This is a genomic window from Streptomyces sp. NPDC012825, from assembly GCF_042900925.1.
Taxonomy (GTDB): Bacteria; Actinomycetota; Actinomycetes; order Streptomycetales; family Streptomycetaceae; genus Streptomyces.
On sequence record NZ_JBIBBZ010000018.1, the window covers coordinates 35,948 to 59,834 of the forward strand.

25 protein-coding genes are annotated in these 23,887 nt (G+C 72.0%); 10 read left to right on the forward strand and 15 right to left on the reverse strand.

What is annotated here, in order from left to right:
* Positions 1–109: 109 nt before the first annotated feature.
* The 4 genes from ACFY7E_RS27380 to ACFY7E_RS27395 all read right to left on the reverse strand — a co-directional run bounded on the left by ACFY7E_RS27380 (position 110) and on the right by ACFY7E_RS27395 (position 2,402).
* Positions 110–781, reverse strand: coding sequence for a DUF3618 domain-containing protein (locus ACFY7E_RS27380; protein WP_389489333.1), 672 nt, complete (start codon positions 779–781; stop codon positions 110–112).
* Positions 757–1,191 (reverse strand): phage holin family protein, encoded by a 435-nt coding sequence (locus tag ACFY7E_RS27385; RefSeq protein ID WP_389489335.1) that lies wholly within the window; start codon positions 1,189–1,191, stop codon positions 757–759. Before ACFY7E_RS27385 ends, ACFY7E_RS27380 begins: the two co-directional genes overlap by 25 nt.
* Positions 1,192–1,193: 2 nt before the next feature.
* On the reverse strand, positions 1,194–1,964 hold the full coding sequence (locus ACFY7E_RS27390) for a hypothetical protein (protein ID WP_389489337.1): 771 nt from the start codon (positions 1,962–1,964) through the stop codon (positions 1,194–1,196).
* Between the two features lie 132 nt (positions 1,965–2,096).
* Entirely contained in the window at positions 2,097–2,402 is a 306-nt protein-coding gene (locus tag ACFY7E_RS27395; protein WP_389489339.1) for a hypothetical protein, read from the reverse strand.
* Positions 2,403–2,536: 134 nt separating this feature from the next.
* Between ACFY7E_RS27395 and ACFY7E_RS27400 the strand changes: the two genes are divergently transcribed.
* From ACFY7E_RS27400 to ACFY7E_RS27410, 3 genes are all read left to right on the forward strand, one after another.
* Positions 2,537–2,686, forward strand: coding sequence for a hypothetical protein (locus ACFY7E_RS27400; protein ID WP_389489341.1), 150 nt, complete (start codon positions 2,537–2,539; stop codon positions 2,684–2,686).
* Positions 2,687–2,820: 134 nt separating this feature from the next.
* Complete coding sequence (locus tag ACFY7E_RS27405) at positions 2,821–3,792, forward strand: Rieske 2Fe-2S domain-containing protein (RefSeq protein ID WP_389489343.1); 972 nt, start codon at positions 2,821–2,823, stop codon at positions 3,790–3,792.
* 88 nt (positions 3,793–3,880) lie between these two features.
* Positions 3,881–4,393, forward strand: coding sequence for a DUF1360 domain-containing protein (locus tag ACFY7E_RS27410; protein ID WP_389489346.1), 513 nt, complete (start codon positions 3,881–3,883; stop codon positions 4,391–4,393).
* 22 nt (positions 4,394–4,415) lie between these two features.
* Here the strand turns inward: ACFY7E_RS27410 and ACFY7E_RS27415 are convergent, their stop codons facing one another.
* The 5 genes from ACFY7E_RS27415 to ACFY7E_RS27435 all read right to left on the reverse strand — a co-directional run bounded on the left by ACFY7E_RS27415 (position 4,416) and on the right by ACFY7E_RS27435 (position 10,050).
* Positions 4,416–5,117: a phosphodiesterase gene (locus ACFY7E_RS27415; RefSeq protein WP_389489348.1), complete on the reverse strand. Its 702-nt coding sequence runs from the start codon at positions 5,115–5,117 to the stop codon at positions 4,416–4,418.
* Positions 5,118–5,295: 178 nt separating this feature from the next.
* Positions 5,296–5,943 carry a class I SAM-dependent methyltransferase gene (locus tag ACFY7E_RS27420; RefSeq protein WP_389489350.1) on the reverse strand — a complete coding sequence of 216 codons (648 nt, stop codon included), beginning with the start codon at positions 5,941–5,943 and terminating at the stop codon, positions 5,296–5,298.
* Between the two features lie 77 nt (positions 5,944–6,020).
* Positions 6,021–7,439: a Re/Si-specific NAD(P)(+) transhydrogenase subunit beta gene (gene pntB, locus ACFY7E_RS27425; protein WP_389489352.1), complete on the reverse strand. Its 1,419-nt coding sequence runs from the start codon at positions 7,437–7,439 to the stop codon at positions 6,021–6,023.
* Position 7,440: 1 nt separating this feature from the next.
* The gene (locus tag ACFY7E_RS27430; RefSeq protein ID WP_389489354.1) at positions 7,441–8,967 is read right to left on the reverse strand and encodes a Re/Si-specific NAD(P)(+) transhydrogenase subunit alpha; all 1,527 of its coding nucleotides are present in this window, start codon (positions 8,965–8,967) and stop codon (positions 7,441–7,443) included.
* A 207-nt stretch (positions 8,968–9,174) separates the two neighbouring features.
* Positions 9,175–10,050, reverse strand: coding sequence for a PhzF family phenazine biosynthesis isomerase (locus ACFY7E_RS27435; protein WP_389489357.1), 876 nt, complete (start codon positions 10,048–10,050; stop codon positions 9,175–9,177).
* A 490-nt stretch (positions 10,051–10,540) separates the two neighbouring features.
* On the opposite strand from ACFY7E_RS27435, the gene ACFY7E_RS27440 reads away from it, so the two are divergent.
* From ACFY7E_RS27440 to ACFY7E_RS27450, 3 genes are all read left to right on the forward strand, one after another.
* Positions 10,541–11,104 carry a DUF2243 domain-containing protein gene (locus tag ACFY7E_RS27440; protein WP_389489359.1) on the forward strand — a complete coding sequence of 188 codons (564 nt, stop codon included), beginning with the start codon at positions 10,541–10,543 and terminating at the stop codon, positions 11,102–11,104.
* Positions 11,104–11,940, forward strand: coding sequence for a cytochrome c oxidase assembly protein (locus tag ACFY7E_RS27445; RefSeq protein WP_389489361.1), 837 nt, complete (start codon positions 11,104–11,106; stop codon positions 11,938–11,940). The genes ACFY7E_RS27440 and ACFY7E_RS27445 overlap by 1 nt, the downstream gene beginning before the upstream one ends.
* Before the next feature lie 245 nt (positions 11,941–12,185).
* On the forward strand, positions 12,186–14,309 hold the full coding sequence (locus ACFY7E_RS27450; RefSeq protein ID WP_389489363.1) for a SpoIIE family protein phosphatase: 2,124 nt from the start codon (positions 12,186–12,188) through the stop codon (positions 14,307–14,309).
* Here the strand turns inward: ACFY7E_RS27450 and ACFY7E_RS27455 are convergent.
* Positions 14,292–14,954 (reverse strand): CatB-related O-acetyltransferase, encoded by a 663-nt coding sequence (locus ACFY7E_RS27455; RefSeq protein ID WP_389489365.1) that lies wholly within the window; start codon positions 14,952–14,954, stop codon positions 14,292–14,294. The genes ACFY7E_RS27450 and ACFY7E_RS27455 overlap by 18 nt on opposite strands.
* A 99-nt stretch (positions 14,955–15,053) precedes the next feature.
* On the opposite strand from ACFY7E_RS27455, the gene ACFY7E_RS27460 reads away from it, so the two are divergent.
* A complete protein-coding gene (locus tag ACFY7E_RS27460) occupies positions 15,054–15,686 on the forward strand; it encodes a TetR/AcrR family transcriptional regulator (RefSeq protein ID WP_389489368.1) in 633 nt (210 codons plus the stop codon).
* Positions 15,687–15,902: 216 nt separating this feature from the next.
* On the opposite strand, the gene ACFY7E_RS27465 is transcribed toward ACFY7E_RS27460, so the two are convergent.
* Together ACFY7E_RS27465 and ACFY7E_RS27470 are read right to left on the reverse strand one after the other, a co-directional pair.
* Positions 15,903–16,706: a DUF2382 domain-containing protein gene (locus ACFY7E_RS27465; RefSeq protein ID WP_389489370.1), complete on the reverse strand. Its 804-nt coding sequence runs from the start codon at positions 16,704–16,706 to the stop codon at positions 15,903–15,905.
* A gap of 312 nt (positions 16,707–17,018) precedes the next feature.
* Positions 17,019–17,390 (reverse strand): winged helix-turn-helix transcriptional regulator, encoded by a 372-nt coding sequence (locus tag ACFY7E_RS27470; RefSeq protein WP_389489374.1) that lies wholly within the window; start codon positions 17,388–17,390, stop codon positions 17,019–17,021.
* 80 nt (positions 17,391–17,470) lie between these two features.
* On the opposite strand from ACFY7E_RS27470, the gene ACFY7E_RS27475 reads away from it, so the two are divergent.
* Entirely contained in the window at positions 17,471–17,881 is a 411-nt protein-coding gene (locus ACFY7E_RS27475) for a RidA family protein (RefSeq protein WP_389489376.1), read from the forward strand.
* Between the two features lie 143 nt (positions 17,882–18,024).
* Here ACFY7E_RS27475 and ACFY7E_RS27480 read toward each other — a convergent pair whose 3' ends face one another.
* Positions 18,025–18,918, reverse strand: a complete 894-nt coding sequence (locus tag ACFY7E_RS27480) for a DUF1963 domain-containing protein (protein WP_389489378.1) — start codon at positions 18,916–18,918, stop codon at positions 18,025–18,027.
* Between the two features lie 68 nt (positions 18,919–18,986).
* On the opposite strand from ACFY7E_RS27480, the gene ACFY7E_RS27485 reads away from it, so the two are divergent.
* Both ACFY7E_RS27485 and ACFY7E_RS27490 read left to right on the forward strand, forming a co-directional pair.
* On the forward strand, positions 18,987–19,799 hold the full coding sequence (locus ACFY7E_RS27485; RefSeq protein ID WP_389489380.1) for a hypothetical protein: 813 nt from the start codon (positions 18,987–18,989) through the stop codon (positions 19,797–19,799).
* Positions 19,800–20,068: 269 nt separating this feature from the next.
* A complete protein-coding gene (locus ACFY7E_RS27490; protein WP_389489383.1) occupies positions 20,069–20,968 on the forward strand; it encodes a GNAT family N-acetyltransferase in 900 nt (299 codons plus the stop codon).
* 235 nt (positions 20,969–21,203) lie between these two features.
* On the opposite strand, the gene ACFY7E_RS27495 is transcribed toward ACFY7E_RS27490, so the two are convergent.
* Complete coding sequence (locus ACFY7E_RS27495; RefSeq protein WP_389489385.1) at positions 21,204–22,133, reverse strand: pirin family protein; 930 nt, start codon at positions 22,131–22,133, stop codon at positions 21,204–21,206.
* Between the two features lie 184 nt (positions 22,134–22,317).
* The gene (locus ACFY7E_RS27500; protein ID WP_389489387.1) at positions 22,318–23,766 is read right to left on the reverse strand and encodes a hypothetical protein; all 1,449 of its coding nucleotides are present in this window, start codon (positions 23,764–23,766) and stop codon (positions 22,318–22,320) included.
* Positions 23,767–23,887: the final 121 nt, after the last annotated feature.

Sequence of the window (23,887 nt, forward strand, 5' to 3'; positions counted from 1 at the left end):
CGACGGTCGCACCACGCCGCGGACACCACCCCTCCATACACATACACACAGTGGCGGCTGCCGGCCCGTGGGCCGGCAGCCGCCACTGTTCCGTGCGACGACGCGGTTCTCAGTATCCCGACTGTCCCCCGCCGCCCGAGGTGTGCCTGATGTCGTCGGCGGCGTCACGGCCGGTCTGCCGCAGTTCCTGGGCGGTCTCCCGGCCCGCGTCCTGCGCGTGCTCCTTGGTCGTCCCGACGGCCTCCTGAGCGGTGCTCTTCACCGACTCGACCGCGTCCGCAGCGGGGCCGCGCAGCTCCTCACGGACCTCCTGCGCCGCGTCCATGGCCGTCCGCTTCACCGGTTCCAGCAGCTCGTCGGAGTGCTCCTTGAGCTGCTGCCCCAGGCGCTCCTCCGCCTCGGTGGTCGGCAGGAGGGCCGAGGCGAGCATGCCCGCGCCGAAGGCGATGAGACCGGCGGCCAACGGGCTGCCCTGGGTCTGCCGGCGCACCCGCGCCGGAGCCTGCTGGACCGCCTCGCTCACGCTGTCCCCCGCCTCCCGCGCCGTGTCCGCGACGCTGCTCGCCGCCCGGTTCAGACCCTCGGACGCGCCGTGCGCCGAGTCGTGTGCACTGCCCATGACCCGTTCCTTCACTCCGCTCACCTGGTGCCGTATCGAATCGGCCTTGCGACGCGCGACCCTGCCCGGGGTGATCCGGTCGGCCAGGCGGTCGACGTTGTGGGCCAGATGGGCCCGCCGCTCTTCCACGTCGTTCCTCAGCTCGTCGGGTGTCGCGCCCACTTGGCGTCCTCCTTGAGGGTCTCCACGGTCTGTTCCGGCTTGAGGTTGACGGTGCGCAGGCGCTTGCGGCCGACGGAGTAGAGCACACCGCCCACGATCGCCCAGAGGGCGGTGACGATCAGGGCCGCCCAGGCCAGGTCCATCACGTTGGCCAGGGCGAAGACGACGGTCAGGCTGCCGAGCAGCGCCACCAGGTGGGCGGCATAGCCCGCTCCGCCGAGCATGCCGACGGCCTTGCCCGCCTTGGCGGACTCCTGCTTGATCTCGGCCTTCGCCAGTTCGATCTCGTCCCGGACCAGGCGGGACAGGTCCTGACCGATCTCGCTGACCAGATCGCCGATCGACGGTTCGGGCGCCTCACCCGGCGGCACGGCCGCCGAGGTGGGGCGCTCCTGGAAGGAGAGGGCCATGATCAGATCCCCCCCGCCGGACGCGAGGGGCCGCCGTACGTCTGTCCGCCGCCCGCGGGCGGACGGTTCGGCGGAGCCGGCGTGACGTGCGGGGGCTGGGACTGGCCGTAGGTGTCGAGCGGGTCCTCGTACGTGCCCGGCGTGGCGCGCGGCAGGGGGTCGGGATCCGTGAGGGGGCGCTCCGTCCCGTACGTGCCGTGCGTCTCGTACGTACCGGCGTACGGTTCCGGAGAGCGGGTCTCCCCGCCTGTGCCACCCGTGCCACCGGAGGACGCCGCGCCGATGCTCTTGCCCGCGCGGGCCACCACGAAGCCGGCCAGCGCCGCGCCGGCGAGGAAGACGCCCGGACGTCGGCGGGCGAAGCTCTGCAGGTCGCTCACCAGGCCGTCGGGGCCTCGGTTCTCCACGTGGGAGGCCATCCGGTGGCCTCCGTCGGCGGCCCGGCGGGCCAGGTCCGCCATCGTGGAGTCCGGCTTGCCGTTGTCGCCCAGTTCGCGCAGCTCGTGCGAGAGGCGTCGTACGTTCTCCGCGAGGCGCTGGGTCTGGGTCTCGGCCTGGCCCTGCAACTGGTTGCGCAGTTCGCCCGCCAGGTCCTTGGCCTGGGCCGCGGCCTCGCCGACGACGTTGCCGGCCTGTTCCTTCGCCGTGCCGCCCACTTCCGCGGCCTTTCCGCCCACCAGCGAAGCGCTTTCTCCGGCCTTGTCCTGAGCGGTTCGCGCTACTTCCGCCGCCCTGCTCTGGTCCTGCCGGTCCGAGTCCTGGAAGTCACTCAAGGCTCCTCCTGCGTGCTGGAAGGGTTTCTATCTGTTTGCTGTACTTCGCGCCTGCCCCCTTACGCTCCGCTCATACGCTCGATCTCCGAACCATTGCCGGAAATCTTCGGCGCCGACGAGCTCCCGCCCCGGTCAGGGACGCGGGTTCACGCGCTGCCACCGCGGGCGGGCGTCGGGGCCACGGCGTCCGGCGACGGACGCGCAGCGCGGGCAGACCCGCCGCACCCGGTCGGCGGCGCCGCCGGATTCGGGGAACACGTCGGTCCAGACGACGTGCGACAGCCGCGTCAGCCGGGAACGGTGCAGGGAGAGTCCACACACGGTCTGGTTCATGCCCTGCTCCCAGGCGTGGACCTCACCGGCGGGCAGACGGCGGCCGTCCTCCTCGTCCGTCCAACTGCCCGAGGCGGCCACCGCGTAGCGCTTCCTGTCTGCCATGTCCCGGCCTCTACCCGGGGCGGTGTCGGCCATGCGGGGCGGTGAACCGCGCGACAGTGGGTAACCGCCCCCGGGGCACCCGTACGCGGTTGCCGCGCGACCGTACGAACCGCGCCGAGGGAAGGAACGGAGCCATGGAGCAGAGCACCCCGTCGCAGGCCGAGGGGGAACGGCCCGAGGACAGCGGCCCGGAGGGGACGGAGCACCGGGACGTCGAACCGGAGCGGACCACACCGTCGCAGGCCGAGGGGGAGCGGGAGCCGGACGACGACGAGAACGCGTAGCGGCGGCCGGTCCCGGGCCGGGGCCCTGCCGTCCGTCGTGGGGCCCCGGCCCGGGTCGGGGTCCTCTGCCGTCCGTCGTACTGAACAACGACCGTGATCCGTTTCGCCGACCACGTGCCGGTTATACGACGTTCATGACTTCTGCCTCGGATTTCGACGCCCATGCCCCCGCGGGCGGAAGCGTCCGGCGGGCGCTGGAACGCGTCCTGCCCTCGGCTTCGGGTCCCGGCAGGGTGCTGCGGGCCATGGATCGCCTGGAGCGCGCCACCGCCCTCGACGGGTCGGCCGAGCGCCTCGGTGAGGTGGTCCGGGCGATTCCCCTGGGCCGTGGGAGGGACGCGCTGCACGGGCGCTGGCTGGGCCACCCCGTCCATCCGGTGATGGTGCAGGTGCCGATCGGGGCCTGGTTCTCGGCGGCGGTGCTCGACCTGATGCCGGGGCAGCGGCGGGCGGCGGGCGCGCTGATCGGCGTGGGACTCGCGGCGGCGGCCCCCGCGGCCGTGGCGGGCTGGGTCGACTGGGCCGAGCTGCGGCGCCGTCAGATGCGGGTCGGTCTGGTGCACGCGGCGGCGAACGCCACGGGAGTGGGGCTCTACACGGCCTCCCTGGTCGCGCGGGCGCGGGGCCGCACCCTCCGGGGCAAGGCGCTGGCGTTCGCGGGCCTGACCGCCGTCGGCGTCGGCGGCGCGATCGGGGGTCATCTGGCCTACCGGCAGGGATCCGGCGTCAACCGCGCCGCCTCGGTCCCCGACCTCGTGGAACCCGGCTGGCACGCGCTCGGACAGGTCGCCGACCTCCCCCTCGGGCAGGCGGTGCGGCGACACGTCGGCGACGTGCCCGTCCTGGTCGTGCGCGAGAGCGCGGACCGCGTACATGTCCTCGCGGACGCGTGCAGCCACGCGGCCGGTCCGCTGTCCCGGGGAACGATCGAGGACGGCTGCGTGCGCTGCCCGTGGCACGGCAGCGTCTTCCGCCTGGAGGACGGCTGGAACGTGAAGGGCCCCGCGACGGCCCCCCAGCCCTCCTTCGACACCCGCGTCGTCGGCGGCCGGCTCGAGGTGAGGCTGCGCGCCCCGGAAGCGGCTCCCTCCCCCGACCGGGCCTGACGTCCTGGCCGTACCGAACGGACACGACCGCCGGCGCCGTCGGCGGAGACCGTCCCCATGAACCACGACGTACAGGGAAAGGCCCTTCGTGCACCAGCTCAAGAAAACGTTCCGACGGTTGGGCGAGGCGTACTCGCCGCAGGAGGACCGCCGGCTCGGGGGGCACCTCGGGGCCGTCGTCGCGTTCGGCGCCTACACGGCCGCCTGGGGCGCGGCGGTCCGCAGGCGCGGGACGAAGCTGCCCGACCGCCACGACCCCTGGGACCTCCCGTTGACGGCGGCGGCCGTGTTCCGGCTGAGCCGGCTCCTCACCAAGGGGTCCGTCACCAGTCCCCTGCGGGCGCCCTTCACGCGGTACGAGTCGGCGACGGGCCCCGCGGAAGTGAGCGAGAGTCCCCGCGGGGGCGCCGTCAGGTCGACCGTGGGCGAGCTGATCACCTGCCCGTTCTGTCTGAGCGTGTGGCTGACGGCCACCTTCACCGGTGCCCGCCTGCTGTGGCCGCGTGCCACGCGGACCGTGACGGGCGGCCTCACCGCCCTGGCGCTCGCCGACACCCTGCAGCTCGGGTACGACTGTCTGCTCCAGAAGAACGGCGAGTGAGGCGCACCGCCCGCGAGCCCGCTCAGGAGGGCGGCGGTACGTGCCGTCCGGCCCGTGATCCCGCGTACGCGGCGAGGCGCAGCGACCGGAGGCGGTCGACGGGGTGGAAGCCGGGCAGGGAGTTCAGGTAGGGGTCGAACGGGCCGGCTTCCCGGGTGGCCGGAGGCGCCTCGCCGTGGAGGGTGAGCCGGGCCAGGGGCCGCCAGGTGCCGCCCGCCCCGAAGCAGAGCTGGAACACCACGGGCCGCCCGGCCGCGGCGGCCCCCACCGTCGCGGGGTCGGCGGGGATCCGCGGGGAACCGGGCACCGGGAACGCGGCCAGCACGCCCCGCCGCCCGCCGACGACGTACGACAGGAGACTGGAGTACGGGCCGGCCGTGGCGGACGTGCGGGGAAACGGTACGTGACGGGTCCACCGGCCTCGGCCGCCGGTCGTGAGGAGCAGGTCCAGGGGGCGGCGCGGCCCGCCGGCGTCCTCCACCCGCAGCGCGAGGCCCAGCCCGTCCGGCAGCGGGTGCGGCAGCCCGGCGCCCCGGGACCAGCGGGCCGTCACCGTGGCGGAGCCGGGGGCGTCGAGCCACGGCACGCCCCAGGGCTCCCGGTGGCCGGACGTGGTGAGGCGTCCCGCGAGGGCCGTCCCCCGGGGGTGCAGGGCCGGCCGGTCCCCGCGACGGCGGGCGGCGGCCCGTGCCGTGCGGAAGGCGATGCGGTCGAGGAGGTTCATGCGGCTGTCCGTTCCTGATGGCGACGGCGGCGCGGGCGGGTCCCGGCACGACCGTCGTCTGCCCAGGATCGCGCCGGTCGACCGGACCACCCCGGACCGGGCGCCCCGACGGCCGCGTCCGGTGATCGGGGCCGGGGGCGGGCGGCACCTCGTCGGGGAACGCGTACGGACGCACCGCTCAGGTCTTGCGGGCCAGCAGGTGGACCTCTTGGAACTGCCGCCGGTCGGCGGGCCGCGGCTCGCGGGTCATCCGGGCCGTTTCCGTGAGCCCTGACGCGCGCAGTGTCGCGGCGAGGTAGTCGGGCCACCAGCGGTGGGCGGGCGCGACCGCGTGGTCGAAGACCTGCGTCGGGTGCGACGGGCCCTCGCTCCCCGAGAAGGCGATCAGGAGGTGGCCGCCGGGGGCCAGGACGCGGTGGAACTCCGCCAGGACGGCGGGGAGTTCGTCCGGCGGGATGTGGATGACGGACCAGCGCGAGAGCACGCCGTCCAGCGCGCCGTCGGCGATGTCGAGGGCGGCCATCGAGCCCACGTCGAACCGCAGGTGCGGGTGGGCCCGGCGGGCCAGTCCGATCATCGCGGGAGAGGCGTCGACGCCGAACGCCTCCAGTCCCAGACCGTCCAGGTGGGCGGTGACGTGGCCGGGTCCGCAGCCCAGGTCCGCCACCCGTCCCTCCCCGCCCTCGCGGACGACCTCGGCGAAGGCGTCGAGCATCGCGCGGTCCAGGGGGAGGTCCCGCAGCGTGTCGCGGAACATCTGCTCGTAGGTGGAGGCGACGGCGTCGTAGGCCTCGCGGGTGGCGCCGAGTACATCGTGTTCGACCATGCCCGCGACGGTAGTCGCCGGACGGTGCGGTGGAGCGGGAGGGCCTCCCGGCCGGGAGGCCCTCCCCTCGTCGTGCCTCAGAGGGCGCCGACGATGTCCTCGACCCGGGCCTTCGCGTCGCCGAAGAGCATCGAGGTGTTCTCCTTGAAGAAGAGCGGGTTCTGCACGCCCGCGTACCCCGAGGCCATCGAGCGCTTGAACACGATGACCTTGCCGGCCTCCCAGACGGTGAGGACCGGCATGCCGGCGATCGGGCTGCCGGGGTCCTCGGCGCCGGCCGGGTTGACCGTGTCGTTGGCGCCGATGACGAGGACGACGTCGGTCGCGGCGAAGTCCTCGTTGATCTCGTCCATCTCCAGGACGATGTCGTACGGCACCTTGGCCTCGGCGAGGAGCACGTTCATGTGGCCGGGCAGGCGCCCGGCGACCGGGTGGATGCCGAACCGTACGTCCACTCCCCTGGCCCGGAGCTTCGAGGTGAGTTCCGCGACCGGGTACTGGGCCTGGGCGACGGCCATGCCGTAGCCGGGGGTGATGACCACGGACCGGGCCGAGCCGAGCAGTTCGGCGGCGCTCTCGGCGGTGATCTCCGTGTGCTCGCCGTAGTCGACGTCCGCGCCGGACGCCGCCTCGATGCCGAAGCCGCCCGCGATGACCGCGAAGAAGGAGCGGTTCATCGCCTTGCACATGATGTAGCTGAGGTAGGCGCCGGACGAGCCGACGAGGGCGCCGGTGACGATCAGCAGGTCGTTGCCGAGCAGGAAGCCGGAGGCCGCCGCGGCCCAGCCGGAGTAGCTGTTGAGCATCGAGACCACGACCGGCATGTCGCCGCCGCCGATCGAGGCCACCAGGTGCCAGCCGAGGGCGAGGGCCAGGACCGTCACGGCGATGAGCAGCCACAGCTCCGGCGTGATCACGAACCACACCGTCAGGGCGACGAACAGGGCGAGCGAGCCGAGGTTCAGGGCGTTCTTGCCGGGCAGCACCAGCGGCTTGGAGTCGATCTTCGCGGCGAGCTTCAGGTACGCCACGACGGAGCCGGTGAAGGTCACCGCGCCGATGAACAGGCCGATGAACACCTCGGCGTGGTGGATGCCGAGGGTGCCGAGCGCGTCCAGGGCCTTCGCCTCGTGGCCGTCGGGGTCGTGCTCGACGTTCAGGAAGCCGTTCCAGCTGACCAGGACGGCGGCCAGACCGACGAACGAGTGCAGCAGCGCGATCAGTTCGGGCATGCCGGTCATCTCGACGCCGCGGGCCCGCTGGAGGCCGATCAGGGCGCCGACCAGCATCGCGACGGCCATGAGGCCGAGGCCGGCGGTGCTGACGTCGCCGTCGACCGCGAGCACGACCGTCGCGACGAGCGCGACGCCCATGCCGAGCATCCCGAACGCGTTGCCGAGCCGTGCCGTCTCGTGCTTGGAGAGTCCCGCCAGCGCCAGGATGAACAGCAGCGCGGCGACGAGGTAGGCCGCCTGGGCGGCAATGGTCGCAGACATGTCAGCTCCGGTTGAACATGGCGAGCATGCGACGCGTCACCGCGAAGCCGCCGAAGACGTTGATACTGGCCAGCAGGATCGCCACGGACGACAGCACCGTGACCGCCGTGCTGGTGTGGCCGATCTGGAGGAGCGCGCCGACGACGATGATCCCGGAGATCGCGTTCGTCACCGACATCAGCGGTGTGTGCAGCGCGTGGTGGACGTGGCCGATGACGTAGTAGCCGATCACGATCGCGAGCACGAAGACCGTCACGTGGGGCAGCAGCGCCGCCGGCGCGAACGCGGCAAGGAGGAAGAGGGCCAGGGCGCCGAGGGCCACGCCGCCGAACCTCTGCCTCGCCGTGGTCGGCGCCTTCTTGGGCGCGGGTTCCACCGCGGCCGCCGCGGGCGCGGGGGCCGGGGCGGCCGAGACCTGGACCGGCGGGGGCGGCCAGGCCGTCTCGCCCTTGCGCACGACGGTGATCGAGCGCTGGACCGGGTCGTCCCAGTCGAGGACGAGGCGGGCGTCCTTGTCGGGCGTCATCAGCTTCAGCAGGTTCACCAGGTTGGTGCCGTACAACTGCGAGGCCTGCGCCGGGAGTCGGCCCGCGAGGTCGGTGTAGCCGATGATCGTCACGCCGTTCTCCGTGACGGTCTTCTCGCCCTTCACCGTGCCCTGGACGTTGCCGCCGTTGGCGGCCGCCATGTCGACGATCACCGAGCCCGGCTTCATGCTCGCCACCATCTCGGCGGTGATCAGCGTCGGCGCGGGGCGGCCGGGGATCAGCGCCGTGGTGACGACGATGTCGGCCTCGCGGCACTGGGCGGCGTAGAGCTCGGCCTCGCGCGCCTTGTAGTCGTCGCCCATCTCCTTGGCGTAGCCGGTCTTGGAGACCTCGGTCTCGGGGGACTCGATGGACAGGTACTCGCCGCCGAGGGAGCGGACCTGGTCGGCCACCTCGGGCCGGGGGTCGGTGGCGCGGACGATCGCACCGAGCGAGCCCGCGGCGCCGATCGCGGCCAGACCGGCGACGCCGGCGCCCGCGACGAGCACCTTGGCGGGCGGCACCTTGCCCGCCGCCGTCACCTGGCCGGTGAAGAACCGGCCGAACTCGTGCGCCGCCTCGATGACGGCCCGATATCCGGCGATGTTCGCCATCGACGAGAGCACGTCCATCGACTGGGCCCGGCTGATGCGCGGCACGGCGTCCATCGACAGGGCGGTGAAGGGGCGCCGGCCCAGGTCCTCGACCATCGCCGGGTCGAAGGCCGGGGAGAACAGGGCGATCACCGTCGCCTCCGGCCGGACCCGGTCGAGCTGGGACGGGGCCGGGGCGTTGACCCCCAGCACCACGTCCGCCGCCACCGCGTCGCCGACGGTCGCGCCGGCGGCCTCGTAGGCGCCGTCGGTGAAGCCGGCCGCGACGCCCGCGCCGGGGTCGACGACCACGCCGTACCCCAGTTTGCGGATCTGTTCGACCGTGGCCGGTGTGGCCGAGACGCGACTCTCACCTGCCCGCGCTTCCTTGAGGACTCCGACAATCACGAGTGTTCTCCGTTCGCTGCTCTGGCCGTCAACGGCGTGTTCCGACTCGATCAGAAGTGCGCCCGCGATGGTCCGGAGCACGCCGCTCAGCTTGACGCCGAGACCTCTCCTTGAACAGCACCCACCGGTGAGGCACACGCAACACTTGACGGGCCCGGGGGCCGTGCTCCACGCGACGGCGCACGCCCCGGGGCCCGTGCCGGTACGTCAGCCGATACGGGTTCCCGCGCCGCTGACCCGGACGCGCGGGTCGCCCGCGCGCAGCGTCACCGTGAGTTCGCCGGGGCGTCCCAGGTCCTCGCCCTGGTGCAGGGTGAGGACGGCGTCCTCGGGGACCAGGCCGAGATCGCGTGCGTAGGCGCCGAACGCGGCGGCCGCGGCGCCGGTCGCCGGGTCCTCGACGACGCCGCCGACGGGGAACGGGTCGCGGACGTGGAAGACGGTGGCCGACTCCCGCCACACCAGCTGGACCGTGGTCAGGTCCAGGCGGTGCATCAGGGCTTCGAGGCGCGCGAAGTCGTACGCGAGGTCGGCGAGACGGGCGCGGGTCGCCGCCGCGAGGACGAGGTGGCGGGCTCCGGCGAAGGCGACGCGGGGCGGGAAGGCGGGGTCGAGGTCGGCGGCCGGCCAGTCGAGCGCGGCGAGCGCCTCCGCGAGGTCGGCGTCGGTGATCCCCTCGACGTGCGGCTCGACGCTGGTGAGGGTGGCCCGGAGCGTCCCGTCCTGCTCGGTCACCTCCACCGGCACGGTGCCGGCGGGCGTCGCGAACAGCAGCTTCCCGGGGCCCGTCCGCTCGGCGAGCGCGAGGGCGGTCGCGACGGTGGCGTGTCCGCAGAACGGCACCTCGGCCTTGGGACTGAAGTAACGGATGGTGTACGCCCGCTCCCCCTCGCCGCCGAGACCCTCCGGGGGCGCGGTCAGGAACGCGGACTCCGAGTATCCGAGGCCGGCCGCGACGGCCAGCATGGCGTCGTCGTCCAGGCCGGTGGCGTCCAGAACGACACCGGCGGGGTTCCCGCCGTCGGGGGTGCCGGAGAAGGCGGTGTAGCGCAGGACCTCGGGTTGCGGCGCGTTGATCGTCATGCCCGTGGCAACCCGGCGCGGGCCCGGGCCTATTCCTGGCCGAGGGCCCCGTCGGTCGCGGGGAGCGGGTCCCGCATCCGCCGACGTACCCTCCCCGCCACCGCACGCCGACCCCGACGCGTCCGCCCGGATCGGCCTGCGCGGCCGCGGCCTCCGGGTCGTCGTCAAGCTCGCCGCCGTCCACCTCACCCCGGACGGGCCCGAGTACGCCGGACGAGCACAACGAGCAGCTCTGCGAACGGGAGTTCCCGCTCTGCGAGCACTGATCCCCGGCCTTCGGCGTGACCGCGGACGCGACGCCGGACCGGGCCGAGCCCGAGGGCGGTGTCGGCGAGGAGGCCGAGAGCGGATTGGGCCGCATGGCGGGCACGCGCGCGCGTGAATGCCGGGGAAGGGGGAAGGTGCGGTCGGGGCATGTCCGGCGGATCATGGCCGGACGAGCCCCGGGACACCTTCCAACAGGCCCCAGGACCAGGAGCTGAAGCGAGCGATGGCCACCACGACGGGCGAATCCCGGGCCGGTACGGCGCGGCCTGTGAGCATCCGGTTGCCGGGCATCCTGCTCGGCGTGGGGATGGGCGGCTTCGTCGACGGCATCCTGCTGCACCAGCTCCTGCAGTGGCACCACATGCTCTCCAGCACCGACGAGGACCGCATGGGGGTGAAGTACTACGACCCCCGCACCGTCTCCGGCCTGGAGATGAACACCCTGTGGGACGGCGTCTTCCACACCGTGTGCTGGCTGGCGGTCCTCCTCGGGCTCGCCGTCCTGTACTCGCGGGTCACCCGGAACCGGCTGCGGGTGTGGACCTCCCGGGTGCTGTGGGGCTGGGTGCTCGTCGGCTGGGGGCTGTTCAACCTCGTCGAGGGCGTCCTGGACCACCACGTCCTGGGCATCCACCACGTCCACGCCGGAGAAGACCAGGTCTGGTGGGACGTCGGCTTCCTCATCCTGGGCGCCCTGCTGGTCGCCGGCGGCCACCTGCTCCGGCGCGGCGGCGGGTTCTCCGACCACGACGCCCCCGCCGGGCGGCGTGAGGGCCGGTCCGCCTGATGGACCACCACGTCCACGGTCCCGGACACGACGCGGGCGGCGGCTTCCCGGAGTGGCTGCCGCCCGCGCTCGTCCTGTCGGCCGCCGTCGGCGCCTATCTGCTGCTCGTCCGGCGGGCGCGCCTCCGCAACCCGGCCCTGGGCTGGAGCCGCCGGCGGACCGGATGGTTCCTGACCGGCGTCCTCCTGCTCGGCGTCGCGTCGCTGCCGCCCGTGGCGCCCTTCGCGCACGAGGACTTCCGCGGGCACATGGTCCAGCACATGCTCATCGGCATGTACGCGCCGCTCGCGCTCGTCCTGGCCGCCCCCGTCACCCTCCTGTTGCGCGCTCTGCCCGCGGCCCGGGGACGACAGGTGACCGGCGTGCTGCACAGCCCGCCCGCCCGCGTGCTCACGCACCCCGCCGTCGCGCTGGCGCTGTCCACGGGCAGCCTCGCGGTCCTCTACTTCACCCCCCTCCACAACGCGATCGCGGCCACCCCGGCGGCCCACTGGCCGCTGCACGTGCACTTCCTGCTGTCCGGATACCTGTTCGCCCACGTCATCGCCGGTCCCGACCCCGCCCCCTCCCGGCCCGGAGTACGCGTCCGGCTGGTCTACCTCGGCCTCGCGATCACGGCCCACGCGGTCGTCTCCCAGCTGATGTACGGCGGCTTCTGGATCGACGTCCGCGCTCCCGTCCCCCAGGTCCGGGCGGGCGCGGAGATCATGTACTACGGCGGCGACATCGCCGAGCTGCTCCTGGCCGCGGCCCTGGTCACCACCTGGCGGCCCGAGCCCCGGCGCCCGGCCGCCCGCGAGCCCGCCACCGACCGGGAAGCGACGGTGCCCGCCTGAGCGCGGCCGGCACCGCCTCCCGTACGGCCCGGAGAACATCACCGCGCCGCCGGACGTCGAGCGTGGCGCGGTGAGAAGACCCGCCGGACGGCGCGTAGCGCGGCAGAGGACGTTCCCCGCCGGAACTCCTCCCGTCGTTCCGAACCGCTGGACGCCACGCGTCTCGCGCTCCCCCGTCCGATGCGACATGCCCGCGCGGTCTTCCGGTCGGACCTTCTCTTCTCCGACGCCTTAATGTCTTGTATGTGAGTGATGACGGTGTCGCGTCCGGCGACTGGGTGTCCTTGGACCAGGTGCTCAGCGGCACGGTGCGGCGTACCGGAGCGGTGGCGGCGGGTGTGTACCTGCTGTCCCCGGACGAGCCGGTGCTGGGCCTGATGACGATGTGCGGGCTGCCGGTGAAGGCGGTGGCGCCGTGGTGGCGGGTGGCGGTGTCGGCCGCCGGCCCGCTGTCGGAGGCGGTGCGTGAGGACCGCCTGGTGTGGGTGGGGCGGCAGGAGGACATGGCCCGTCTGTATCCGAACGCCGCGGCCGGGCTGCCGTACCAGTTCGCGCTGGCCTTCGCCCCCCTGCGCGGAACCCGCCGGTGGGGGGTCCTGGCGCTGTTGTGGCCCGAGAGCCACCCGCCCTCGCTGACCCGTCGTGGACGCGGGCACGTCCTGTCCAGTGCCAACCGGATCACCCAGGTGCTGGACCGGGCGCCCGCCGCCTGGAGCGTCCCCGGGGAGCCGCGCTCCGTGCCCCTGCTCCGGCCCGGTCCGGACCCGGCACAGACCGGGCTCGCCGCCGACGACCTGTTGCAGCGGCTGCCGGTCGGCGCCCTCGGCTTCGACCTGCAGGGCCGTATCACCTACCTCAACGAGGCCGCCGCCCGGCTGTTCGGCCGCAGCGCCGACAACCTCCTCGGCACCCTGCCGTGGCAGGCCGTGCCCTGGCTCGACGCCCCGGTCCACGAGGACCACTACCGCGCCGCCGTCTTCGGCCGCGAACCCGTCGCCTACACCGCGCCGGGCCCGTCCGGCCGCTGGTTCGACATCCGGCTCTACCCCGGTGACAGCGGCATCAGCGCCTTCGTCTCCCCCAGCCTCCGCGAGCGGTCGGCCGACGCCCCGTCGCCCCGCGTCACCCCGGCTCCGGACCCTCCGCCGCAGGCCGCCGGTACGGGGCGGATCCACCAGCTGATCCATCTGGCGGCCGCCCTGAGCCAGACCGTCACCGTGGCCGACGTCGTCAACACGGTGGCCGATCAGATCCTGCCCGCCTTCGGAGCACAGGGCATGGTCGTCTCCGCCGCCGACGCCGGCCGTCTGAGGATCCTCGGGCAGCGGGGCTACGACCCGCGCACCATCGCCCGCCTGGACGGTCTGCCCCTGGACACCGGCGTCACCCCCGTCGGCCACGTCCTGCGGAGCGGCGTCCCGGCCTTCTACGCCGATCCCGCCGAGATGACCCGCGCCCACCCGCAGGCGCCCGCGCTCAGCGGCAAACAGGCCTGGGCGTTCCTGCCCCTGCTCGTCTCCGACCGCCGTGTCGGCTGCTGCATCCTGTCCTACGACCGTCCCCGCTCCTTCGGCGCGAGCGACCGCGCCGTCCTGGTGTCACTGGCCGGGCTGATCGCCCAGGCCATGGACCGGTCCCTGCTGTACGACGCCAAGCACGACCTCGCCCACGGTCTGCAACAGGCGCTCCTGCCGGTCACCCTGCCTCCCGTTCCCCGTCTGGCCGTCGCCGCCCGCTACCTGCCGGCCGCCCGGGGCGTCGACATCGGCGGCGACTTCTACGACCTGATCCGCCTCGGCGACACCGCGGCGGCGGCCGTCATCGGAGACGTACAGGGCCACAACATCAAGGCCGCGGCCCTCATGGGTCAGGTCCGCACCGCCGTCCACGCCACCGCCGGAGCGGCGCCCGGCGACGTCCTGGCCCGCACCAACCGCGTCCTGACCGACCTCGAGACCGACCTGTTCGTCTCCTGCCTGTACATCCACGTCGACCTCGCCGAACGGCGCCTCCACCTGGCCAGCGCGGGACACCCGCCCCCGCTCCTGCACAGCTCCGCCCCGTCGCCGCACACCGTCGCGCTCCCCGTGGAGCCGGGACCCCTGCTCGGCATCCACCCGTGCACCGGGGCCGACTATCCCGTCACCACCGTTCCGCTGCCCCCGGGGTCGCTCCTCGCGCTCTACACCGACGGGCTCGTGGAAACCCCCGGCACCGACATCACCGACTCCATCACCGCCCTCACCCGCCACCTCACCCGCAACGCCGACCGTCCCCTGGAGGACCTGGCCGACAGCCTCCTCCACCACACGGGCCTCCGGCACACCCGCACGGACGACACCGCCCTGCTCCTACTGCGCAGCCGGTGAGTCGAGCCGTGCGGCGGCCTCTTCCAGGTCGGCGACGGTTCCCGACATGATCGTCCGTACGTGCCCGGTGATGTGCCGTACGGGCCAGTCCCACCACGCCACGGCGAGGAGCCGGGCGACGTCCGCGGCGTCGTGGCGGACACGGATGAGCCGGGCGGGGTTGCCGCCGACGATGCCGTAGTCGGGAACGTCGCCGGTGACCACGGCACCGGCGGCGACGATCGCGCCGTGACCGATGCGTACGCCGGGCATGACGGTGGCGCCGTGGCCGAACCACACGTCGTTGCCGACGACCGTGTCGCCCCTGCCGGGCAGGTCGGTGATCAGGTCGAAGTGCTCCGCCCAGGAGCCCCCCATGGTGGGGAACGGGAAGGTGGAGGGGCCGTCCATGCGGTGGTTGGCGCCGTTCATGAGGAACCGGGTGCCCGTCCCGAGTGCGCAGTACTTGCCGATGACGAGCCGCTCGGGACCGTAGTGGTACAGGACGTTGCGCGTCTCGAACGCGGTCGGGTCGTCCGGATCGTCGTAGTAGGTGAAGTCGCCGACCTCGATCAGCGGCGACTTCACCAGGGGCTTGAGCAGAACCACGCGCGGGTGCTCGGGCATCGGGTGGAGCACGGTGGGGTCGGCGGGAACGGGCTGCATCGCGGCGGCGGTTCCTCTCTGACGAGCCTGGAGCGACGACTGTCGCATTAAGATGCTGGCACAGCCCTGTCGCTCCGATCAACCGGACACCGCCTGCCGATGACAGACCCACTGGACACGACGCCGGACCGCCGTCCGGGCGGTCGCACCGCCCGCGTCCGCGCCCAGGTGCTCGCCGCGGTGCGCGCCGAACTCGCCGAGGGCGGCCACGAACGGCTCACGATGGAGGGGGTCGCGACGCGGGCCGGGGTGCACCGCGCCACGGTCTACCGGCGCTGGCGCGACGTCGGCGGCCTGCTCGCCGACGTCATCGCCGCCGCCGGCGAGATCGACTGGCAGCCGCCGGACACCGGCTCCCTGCGCGGCGATCTGACGGCCCTCAATCAGGAGATCCACGAATCCCTGGTCGTACGGCCCTCGTTCGCCGTCGCCCTGATGGCCGCCTCGTTCCACTCCGAACAGGCCGCGCGGGCCCAGACTCAGTTGTGGACGGACCGGTACGCCCAGTGCGAGGTCCTCGTCGGGCGGGCCGTCGAGCGCGGTGAACTCCCCGCCCGGCACACGGACGCCCGGAGCCTGCTGATCGCCGCAACGGCCCCGCTCTACCACCAACTGGTGCTCCTGCGTGCCGATCCGGATCCTCGACTCCCGGAACGGGCCGCGGAGGCAGCGGTCCTGGCCGCTGCCGCGGGCGCCTTCTCCGTCCGTCGGGAAGAGGAGGAGGGCGCGTGATCGGGGAGACGGAAAGTCCGGTACAGCGGGGATCGCGCCGGGCCTTCAGCGGGTTCGCCGGGAGTTCCGGGGCCGGGAGTCGCCCCGCTGCCGACCCCTGTGACGGGGGTCCCGGGCCATGCGTCTCCTCACCGAACAGGTGGCACGGTACGCGAACCGGCCCCCGGGGCTACCCCGGGGGCCGGTTCGCTCTCTTCCGTTGAAGGAAGAGGGTTGTCAGTGGCGGGTGTCGCGGTCCGGGGTGTCGGCTTCGACGCGCTCCTTGCGGACCTGGCCGCGAACCGTCTCCTCCTCGACGTGCCCCTCGGTGCCCAGACGCACCCGCTCCACCGGGACGACCTCGGTCTCCACGACAGGACGCTCGGCGTAGAGGGTCACTTCGTGCTCGGCCTCGGAGATCTCGGGGCCGGACAGGGCTTCGTCACGGTTGGCGTCGGTGATCGGCTCGCGCTCGATGCGGACTTCCTCGTGCCGGACGGGGACGGTCTGCTGGACCTCTTCGGTCACCACGTACTTGCGCAGACGGGCCCGGCCCACCTCCTGCTGCTCGGTGCCGACGCGCATCCGCTCCTCGGAGCGGGTCATCGCCTCGTCGCCGCCGGCGGCCCTGCCGGAGATGCCGGTCCCACCGGTCCTCTCGGTCGCGGAGGCGTGGGCCCAACCGGTCTCGCCGGGCTGATTGGCCTGGTGCCAGGCCTCGTCCCAGGCGATGCCGTAGTGCTCGTACAGGCGCTGCTCCTCGTCCCCGGACAGGTGCCCGCCCGAGTCGACGTCGACGTTGGGGGCGTCCTTGACCTTGTCCTTGGCGTAGGGGACCTGGAGGCGGCCCTCGACCACGGTGGCGTCCTTGATCGGCACGAACGACTCGCTGGTGCCGAACATGCCGGTCTCGACGCTGACCCACTCCGGGCGGCCGGTGGCGTTGTCGAGAAAGACGTGCTTGGCGTCGCCGATCTTGTTGCCCTCGGCGTCGCAGACCGGGCGGTCCAGCACGGTCGGGATCTGCTCGCGGGTGATCATCGTGTCCCTCCTGCTTCCTCGGTATCGGGTCGTTCTCCGCCTGACCGACAATCTCGAGACGAAACATCCGCAACTTCGGCAAAGAGAATCCCTTCCGCCCCACCGGAAGCGGTCGTCCCGTGGTGCGTTCGGTGCGGTACGGGCGGAACAGCCCCTGTCGCGAAGGCCGCACGACGTGCGCCACGACCAGCAACTCACCGCTGAGGAAAGGGTGTACGCCGATGGCGGTGGCGTCGACCGGCGTCCACTTCGGCCGCGTGCCGTTCGGCTCAGGGCACGAATATCCGGCTGGAACACCAACCGCTCAACGCCTCACCTGCTGTCGAAGACTTCTCGCGCCCGTTCGATCCGGGGCATGTACGTACGCGCCCACTCCAGAAGGACGTCGACAGGCGGGCGCATGGTCTTTCCCAGCGGAGTGATCCGGTATTCCACCGCGACAGGCCTGTCGTTCACGACCTCGCGCTCGACGATGCCGTTGCGTTCCAGTCTGCGCAGGGTGGCGGTCAGCGACTTCTGCGTGACGGCGGGGATCGCCCGGCGCAGCTCGTTGAACCGACGTGGCCCTTCGCACAGTTCACCGAGCACGCTCAGCGACCACTTGTCCAGCACTTGGTCGAGCAGTTCCCGGTGCGGTGCCGGGATGCTCAATTCGCTCTCGGGAGAAGCGGCGGTATCGCTCATGAAACCTGGTCTCGTTGAAGTTTGCTGCGTCTCTTAGGTATCAAAGGTATACCAGCGTCTTTCGCGAGAAGGAGACCGTCATGCCCGTTCAACGTTTCACTCCCGAGGGCCTGTTGCAGCCCACGCCCTACCATCACGTCGCCGTCGGCACCGGCAGCAGGCACGTCCACGTCAGCGGGCAGATCTCCGGCCTCGCCGACGGGACGCCCGTCGCGGCGGGAGACCTTTCCGGGCAGGTCGCACAGGCGTTGCGGAACACCGCGCGCGGCCTCGCCGGAGCCGGCGCCACGTTCGACGACGTACTGCGCCTGACGTTCTACGTCACACAGTGGGAACCGGAGAAGATGGAGGCCTTCACGGCGGGGGCCGAGGCCGTCGCGGACGAGATCGGATTGCCGTCCCCCTTCCCCCCGTCGTCGCTCATCGGTGTGGACCGCCTCTTCGCACCCGGCGTCCTCGTCGAGATCGAAGCCACCGCGCTCGTCGACTGACCGCCGGCGCAGGTCCGGCCGGATGATCCTCGGCAACCGGGTGGTCGACACGGGCAAGTGGTCGACCGTCGGCGCGGACGCCGGGACGGCCTCTGCGAACAGGGCTCATCGGCCCATCGGTCACAGAGGTGCGTCGGATCCGGTCACGGGGCCTCGAAATCGGTCACGGCCAGCGCCTTGTCCACCCGAGCGGCGGCCAGGTCGTCGTGGCGGATCACAAAACTCGTGCGGTACTCCTCGTAGACCCGGGCTTCACCGGCGAGCGATATCCATTCGCTCGTCAGCCGGTGCTTCTCCTCCTCCAGGCGGGAATACCATTGCGCGATCGGGACGGCGGGGATCTCGCCCGCCTTCTCACGCCCCGCGAGGGTCTGCTCCGCGATGCTGCCGATCACCTCGTCGTCGGCATACCCGCCGATGGCGATACCGGCACCAGAGGGCCAGAGGTCGTAGGCCAGAGCACGGAGTTCGTCCAGGTGCGGCAGGTCATGCTCCATGGACCGGAACAACTGCTGCTGGAAGGGCGACATGTCCTCCCATTCGAGATCCTCCCAGTACTCGTGCCAGCCCTCGTCCTCGTCACCCTCCTGGAGCCAAAGGGGCAATTCGGCTTTGAGCTCGGCGCAGAGGTCGATCTGCTCGCGGACACACGCGGAGATGGGGGCTTCCGCGACCACGGTTTCAGTGCCGTCCGGTACGTACACGATCCGCGCGTACTTTCCGGAACTGTCCTCATGGTCCATTTCCTGGCGCACGAAGAAGAGCAGCGTCCCGTCCGCCGGCAGGTCGAAGCCGTCCACTCTCGGCAGCGCCCCACAATCGACGGAAAGGAACAAGGGCAACGGAACGTCCCCGGCCGACGGCCACTCCATGCCCACCGGCAGCCGGGGCGACCCACCGAACCGCCCGACCGGAGAACCACCGCTGCCCCCGAACAACCCGATCGACAAACGAAGATGCCGACTGAACCTGCCGATCTCGTCGTCCGGAATGCCCGCCTCAAGCGCTGCCCGACGGAACTCCCCCTGGTGATCCATGCGCAAGAAGATAAACCCTTTTCGCCGGGCCGCGCCATCAGGGTGTCGACGGGCATGGACTGTACGCAGTGGACGCGAACCGTCCGCCCTATACGGTCGATGCCGGGTCGGGCCGGGAAGGGTGTACGGATTCGCGCGAGCATCGGGAGGTCGGGTTCCGAGAGTGCGAATATGAGGAGATGAAGCCGTCCGAGCCGTTCAACGTCCTTTCCCTTCGCCATGTCCCCGCAGATCCGGAGTCATGGCGAGCGGCGGCGCGGATCCGTTTGCTGGTCGACGGGGTGGACGTCGTGGAGACGATCCACCCCGACAGCGATTCGAGCCTCTTTCACGAGATGCTGATCGGCCCGCCCGAAACATGGCCGCTGAGGGCCGGTGACGAACCGCGGCGGGTCGAGCTGTCGAACGATCACTGCGTCACCGATTGCTGCGGGGGCGTCTTCGTGACCGTCGAGCGGTGCGGTGGTCTGGTGGTGTGGACGTGGGAGAACACGAACGACATCCGGGTGCCGCTGCCGCCGGACTCCCACTTCGACGCCGACCGGTACGACGCCGAGCTGGACCGCTTCGCCGCCGACCGCAGTTGGGAGGAGCCGGTCGACACCGCCGCACGCCTCCTCGCCCGGGAACTGATCGCCCTCGACTGGCACCGGCGGTGGAACTGCCTGCCCCCGCCCCGGGGGCTCGGCGTCTCGGTCGGCAGCCGTGACGAGGAGGCCTGCGTCACGATGCGGTTCCGCGTCGAGGATTCGTTCCTCGCGACGGCGTTTCGCCACTACACCATGGCCGTCACGGGGAACGAACCCGTCGAGGACCAGGTCCGTCGGTTCGCCGGACGTATCGACACCTCCGACCCGCGTTCGGCCGCGCAGCCCGACTGATCCCCTCCCGATGCCCCACCGGACCTGGTGGTCGTCCAGTCCGGCCAGGCCCTTGCGGGATGGGAAGGTTCCCTCGACGGTCCGAGGGAAATCCGTGGACGGGCCCGCAGCAGATCACTTAATGTGTGGCTCCACGCCCAGAGACGGATGGAAGGAGGCGAGTGCCGTGCGGTTCACACCTTTCCAGCGCTCCCTCTTTTCGCTGTCCCGGCGTGGTTCGTGAGTTCTGACCGGGAGCGCTCCGAGCAGCCTTTATCCCGGAGGAATCCATGACCGATACGGTCATCCGCGCGCTCTCCGCGAGCGACGCCCATCTCTTCGACGCACACCCCGACCCCCTGGGCGCCCGTGAAGGCCATCGGCGCACCCGGTTCCGCCCCGACTGGAAGCGCGTCGCCCTGCGCGACGGCGAGGTCGTCGCACGCGGTGCGTGGTGGGGCGGCCCCGACGACGCGGAGCCCGTCAACATCAACTGGTTCGACGTGGCCGAGGGCGAGGAGGAGGCGGGGGCCGCACTCCTGCGCTCCGCCCCCTGGCAGGTCGAACTCGAGATCAACCTGCCCGGCGGCTGGCGGGACAGGCCCGACCTGCGCGCCGGCGCCGAGGCGCGTTTCGCCGCCGCACGAGCCGCGGGGTACGAACTCCTGGTGGAACGCTTCCTGTACCGCTGGACCCCGGAGCGAGGTCTGCCCGAGCGGCCCGGACGCCTGCGCTTCAGCGCCGAACCCGACGACGCCGTGTTCTTCGACGCGTTGCGCCGCATCCACTCCGTCACCCTGGACGCCCACGCGCTCAGGGCCGCCGAGGAGGGCGGCCTCGACCAAGCCGCCCGGGAGGAACTCGACTTCTTCCACTGGTGCCCCTCCCCACGGGAGTGGTGGCAGACGGCGTACACGCCGGAGGGCGACCTGGCCGGCATCCACATCCCGGCCCACAACCCCTCCGGCCCGACCATCGGCTTCATCGGAGTCGTCCCGGAACAGCGCGGTCGCGGCTACGCCTACGACCTCCTCGCGGAGTGCACCCACTTCCTCGTCGCGCAGGGTGCGGAGTTCATCGGCGGAGCGACGGACCGGGGCAACTTCCCCATGGCCGCGAACTTCGCCAAGGCCGGCTTCCCCGTCGTCCGTGAACGCATCAACTTCCACCCGGCGGGTCGAGCCGCCTAGCGCGGAGCAGTACGCGCCGAGGGGTCCGGTCCGAAGGCAGGCCCGGACCCCTTGAGCCCGCGAGGGCGGCTCGGCCGAACAGCCGGGCGAGTTCGACATCTGGATTCCGCGACGCCCGGTATCGATCCGATCGAACCCTGACACACAGGCCCGAATACGAGATTCGACATGCCTTCTCTCGAGTTCAGCGGCCGTCAGTGGGAGCAGGGCATGCCCGGCTATGGGTTTCCCCGGTTCAGCGCACTCGTCGACGCGGCTTCAGCGGAACGGTGGGCAGTTCCGGGGCCGGCAGGCGGGCGCCGTCGTAGCCGTGTACCTCGCCGAACCGCGCGCCCTTCTCCCAGTCGTTCCGTGCCTGCACGATCTCGTCACCGGATCGGGCGATGAAGTTCCACCACATGACGATCTCCTCCTCGAACGGCGGTCCGCCGAGGAGGACCGTGCGGGCCCGGGTGGCCGACTCGTTCGTCAGGGTGAGGGTGTCGGAGCCGGGGGCGACGCAGCCCAGTTCGGTCGGGTGCAGGAGGGCGCCGGCCAGGCGGACCTCTCCTTCGTCGACGAGGAGGCCGTGTTCGAAGGCGGGGTCCGCGGGGAGGGTGACGGTCGCGCCCGGGTCGAGGAGGATCTCGGCGCCGAGCAGCGGCGTGAAGGTCCGCACCGGGGAGGTCTCGCCGGCCAGGGAGCCGAGGAAGACCCTGATGTCCGCCCCGTCGAGGCGGACGGTCCCGGGGGCGTGGTGCTGGAAGTCGCGGGCGGTGTCCCGGTGTTCTTCGGGGAGGGCGACCCACAGCTGTACGCCGTGCAGGACCGTGGTGCGGGCGGTGGAGACCTCGGAGTGGCTGATGCCGTGGCCACCCGTCATGAGGTTGAGCTCGCCGGGGCGTACGAACGCGTGGCTGCCCAGGCTGTCGCGGTGCTCGATCTCGCCGCTGAACAGCCAGCTCACGGTCTGCAGACCGATGTGCGGGTGCGGGGCCACGTCCATGCCGCCGGACTCCGCGACGTCGTCGGGGCCGTAGTGGTCGGCGAAGCACCAGGCCCCGATGAGGGTCCGGGCCCGTTGCGGGAGCGTACGCCGTACGGTCATCGCCCGCGGGCCGCCCAGGGGGACGTCCCGGGCGGACAGCACCTCGACCCCGGTCCCGGCCTCCGTCTTGTCGCTCATCCTCGTCCCCTCCGGAAACCTGTAGTTTCACTTTAAACAATCATGGACGATGATAGCTTCCGCGACTGCGGAGGAGTCCGAGCACAGAGCGCGCGGAGCCCGTGCGGGACGCCTCCCCGGGAGGGGCGCGGCCCGCACGCCGCCCGGGGCCGGGCCGGCCGACCCGCTCGAAGACGCCCCGCCGTTACGGGCGGGCCAGGACGTCGCTCAGTCGGTGGGCGTAGATCACCCGGCCGCACGGGGAGCCCTTGTCGGTGCAGCCCGCCGTGGTGTCCGCGCGGTGTTCGGTCAGCGACCAGAGGTACTGGGTGGCGCCGGACACGCTTTGGCCGTGCTCGACATAGAGGTCCTCGGGACCCACCGCGTTGGTGATGTTGCTGCCGTAGTCCACCAGGCGACCACTGGTGACGGTGGCCCGGCGCAGGCTTCCGCTGTTGTCGAGGTAGCTGCGGTTGAAGTAGTACATGCCGTCGTAGCGGGCGGCGCCCTGGGTGAGGTCGCGGGGCAGGTAGTACGCCGAGGTGGCGGTGACCGTTTCGCCGGTCTGCTGGAGCAGGCCCGTGGTGTCGTCGATGGGCAGCGCGCCGACGCGGCCCTTCTCCGGGTGGTCGGTGTCGGAGTTGCAGTACTCGCCCATGATCAGCGCGGGAGCGGCGGGGGCGCTGCGGTCGACGGAGATGTACGACGCCTTGGGGGCGCCGGTGGCCACGCAGGTGGCCGCGGACGAGTTGCCCTGGGCGGCGACGAACTTGTACGACGCCACCTGCGGCATCACGTACCGGTAGGTGTGGCCGTAGTAGACGCTGCTCTGCCGGCCGATCTTGTTCTCGTCCGTGACGTTGCTCTTCAGCCCGTTGAGCGTGGTGTCGTCCACCGAGGCGTTCCGGTCGGGGTTGAGGTCCAGGATGGAGCGCATGTCGAAGACCCGCAGGCCGTTGAGGGTGTCGGTGACGTACAGGTGGTACTTGTACCAGGCGATGCCTCCGGCGTGGACGTCGACGGCCCGGTAGGAGGCGTTGCCGTACGAGTTGACGTACGGCTCGACGAGGAGGACGTGGCGGTACCGGCGCCCGTCGGGGGTGCCCGTCACGGGCGTCTCCGGGTCCAGGAACGACAGCCGCGCGCCCTTGTCGGGGCAGGTGCCGGGGTCCGCCGCGCACAGGCCGGTGCTCGCCTTGTCGTACCAGGCGGTGACCAGCGGCTTGCGGGTTCCCCAGAGTTCGTCGGCCTGGGCGTCCGAGACGCCCGTGATGCCCTGCGGGATCCATTCCTCGGTCCCGGCGTCGCCCGTGTCCCAGCAGAGCTTGCGGGCCGGGGCGAGCACCGCGCCGTTGTCACCGGTACCGAACGGATCCGTGGGACACGACGCGTCGGTCTTCGCGATGCGGTTGCCGTCGTCGAGCAGGTCCTGGACGCCTTCTGTCGGCAGGGCCGCCTTCAACGCGGTCACCATACTGCTCAGGTCCGGCCCGGGCTTGAGGTTGAAGGAGGAGGCGGTGGCCGGGTCTCCGGGGGTCGCGGCCAGTGCCGGGGCGCTGAGGACCGGTAGGGCCAGGACCGCCGTGGCGAGCACGGCGACCCAGCGGACACGGTGATGGGAGCGGGGTTTCGGAGGGTGATGCGGAGTCGGCATGCTCTGGCCTTCTTGCGAGGGGAACGGGTGAGGGCCGAGATCATTTCAATCCGCGGGAGCCACGTCCAGACGCGCCATCGGATGTCACCGTGGACGATCCGGTGCGCAGGCACGCCGCGAG

What these genes read in the sequence shown, in the direction of transcription:
- ACFY7E_RS27470 (WP_389489374.1), bottom strand. Translation starts at nt 17,390, where the DNA reads ATGAGCGATACCGCCGCTTCTCCCGAGAGCGAATTGAGCATCCCGGCA.
- ACFY7E_RS27435 (WP_389489357.1), bottom strand. Translation starts at nt 10,050, where the DNA reads ATGACGATCAACGCGCCGCAACCCGAGGTCCTGCGCTACACCGCCTTC.
- ACFY7E_RS27395 (WP_389489339.1), bottom strand. Translation starts at nt 2,402, where the DNA reads ATGGCAGACAGGAAGCGCTACGCGGTGGCCGCCTCGGGCAGTTGGACG.
- ACFY7E_RS27500 (WP_389489387.1), bottom strand. Translation starts at nt 23,766, where the DNA reads ATGCCGACTCCGCATCACCCTCCGAAACCCCGCTCCCATCACCGTGTC.
- ACFY7E_RS27490 (WP_389489383.1), top strand. Translation starts at nt 20,069, where the DNA reads ATGACCGATACGGTCATCCGCGCGCTCTCCGCGAGCGACGCCCATCTC.
- ACFY7E_RS27465 (WP_389489370.1), bottom strand. Translation starts at nt 16,706, where the DNA reads ATGATCACCCGCGAGCAGATCCCGACCGTGCTGGACCGCCCGGTCTGC.
- ACFY7E_RS27420 (WP_389489350.1), bottom strand. Translation starts at nt 5,943, where the DNA reads ATGGTCGAACACGATGTACTCGGCGCCACCCGCGAGGCCTACGACGCC.
- ACFY7E_RS27385 (WP_389489335.1), bottom strand. Translation starts at nt 1,191, where the DNA reads ATGGCCCTCTCCTTCCAGGAGCGCCCCACCTCGGCGGCCGTGCCGCCG.
- pntB (WP_389489352.1), bottom strand. Translation starts at nt 7,439, where the DNA reads ATGTCTGCGACCATTGCCGCCCAGGCGGCCTACCTCGTCGCCGCGCTG.
- ACFY7E_RS27415 (WP_389489348.1), bottom strand. Translation starts at nt 5,117, where the DNA reads ATGAACCTCCTCGACCGCATCGCCTTCCGCACGGCACGGGCCGCCGCC.
- ACFY7E_RS27475 (WP_389489376.1), top strand. Translation starts at nt 17,471, where the DNA reads ATGCCCGTTCAACGTTTCACTCCCGAGGGCCTGTTGCAGCCCACGCCC.
- ACFY7E_RS27480 (WP_389489378.1), bottom strand. Translation starts at nt 18,918, where the DNA reads ATGGATCACCAGGGGGAGTTCCGTCGGGCAGCGCTTGAGGCGGGCATT.
- ACFY7E_RS27440 (WP_389489359.1), top strand. Translation starts at nt 10,541, where the DNA reads ATGGCCACCACGACGGGCGAATCCCGGGCCGGTACGGCGCGGCCTGTG.
- ACFY7E_RS27400 (WP_389489341.1), top strand. Translation starts at nt 2,537, where the DNA reads ATGGAGCAGAGCACCCCGTCGCAGGCCGAGGGGGAACGGCCCGAGGAC.
- ACFY7E_RS27455 (WP_389489365.1), bottom strand. Translation starts at nt 14,954, where the DNA reads ATGCAGCCCGTTCCCGCCGACCCCACCGTGCTCCACCCGATGCCCGAG.
- ACFY7E_RS27405 (WP_389489343.1), top strand. Translation starts at nt 2,821, where the DNA reads ATGACTTCTGCCTCGGATTTCGACGCCCATGCCCCCGCGGGCGGAAGC.
- ACFY7E_RS27460 (WP_389489368.1), top strand. Translation starts at nt 15,054, where the DNA reads ATGACAGACCCACTGGACACGACGCCGGACCGCCGTCCGGGCGGTCGC.
- ACFY7E_RS27445 (WP_389489361.1), top strand. Translation starts at nt 11,104, where the DNA reads ATGGACCACCACGTCCACGGTCCCGGACACGACGCGGGCGGCGGCTTC.
- ACFY7E_RS27495 (WP_389489385.1), bottom strand. Translation starts at nt 22,133, where the DNA reads ATGAGCGACAAGACGGAGGCCGGGACCGGGGTCGAGGTGCTGTCCGCC.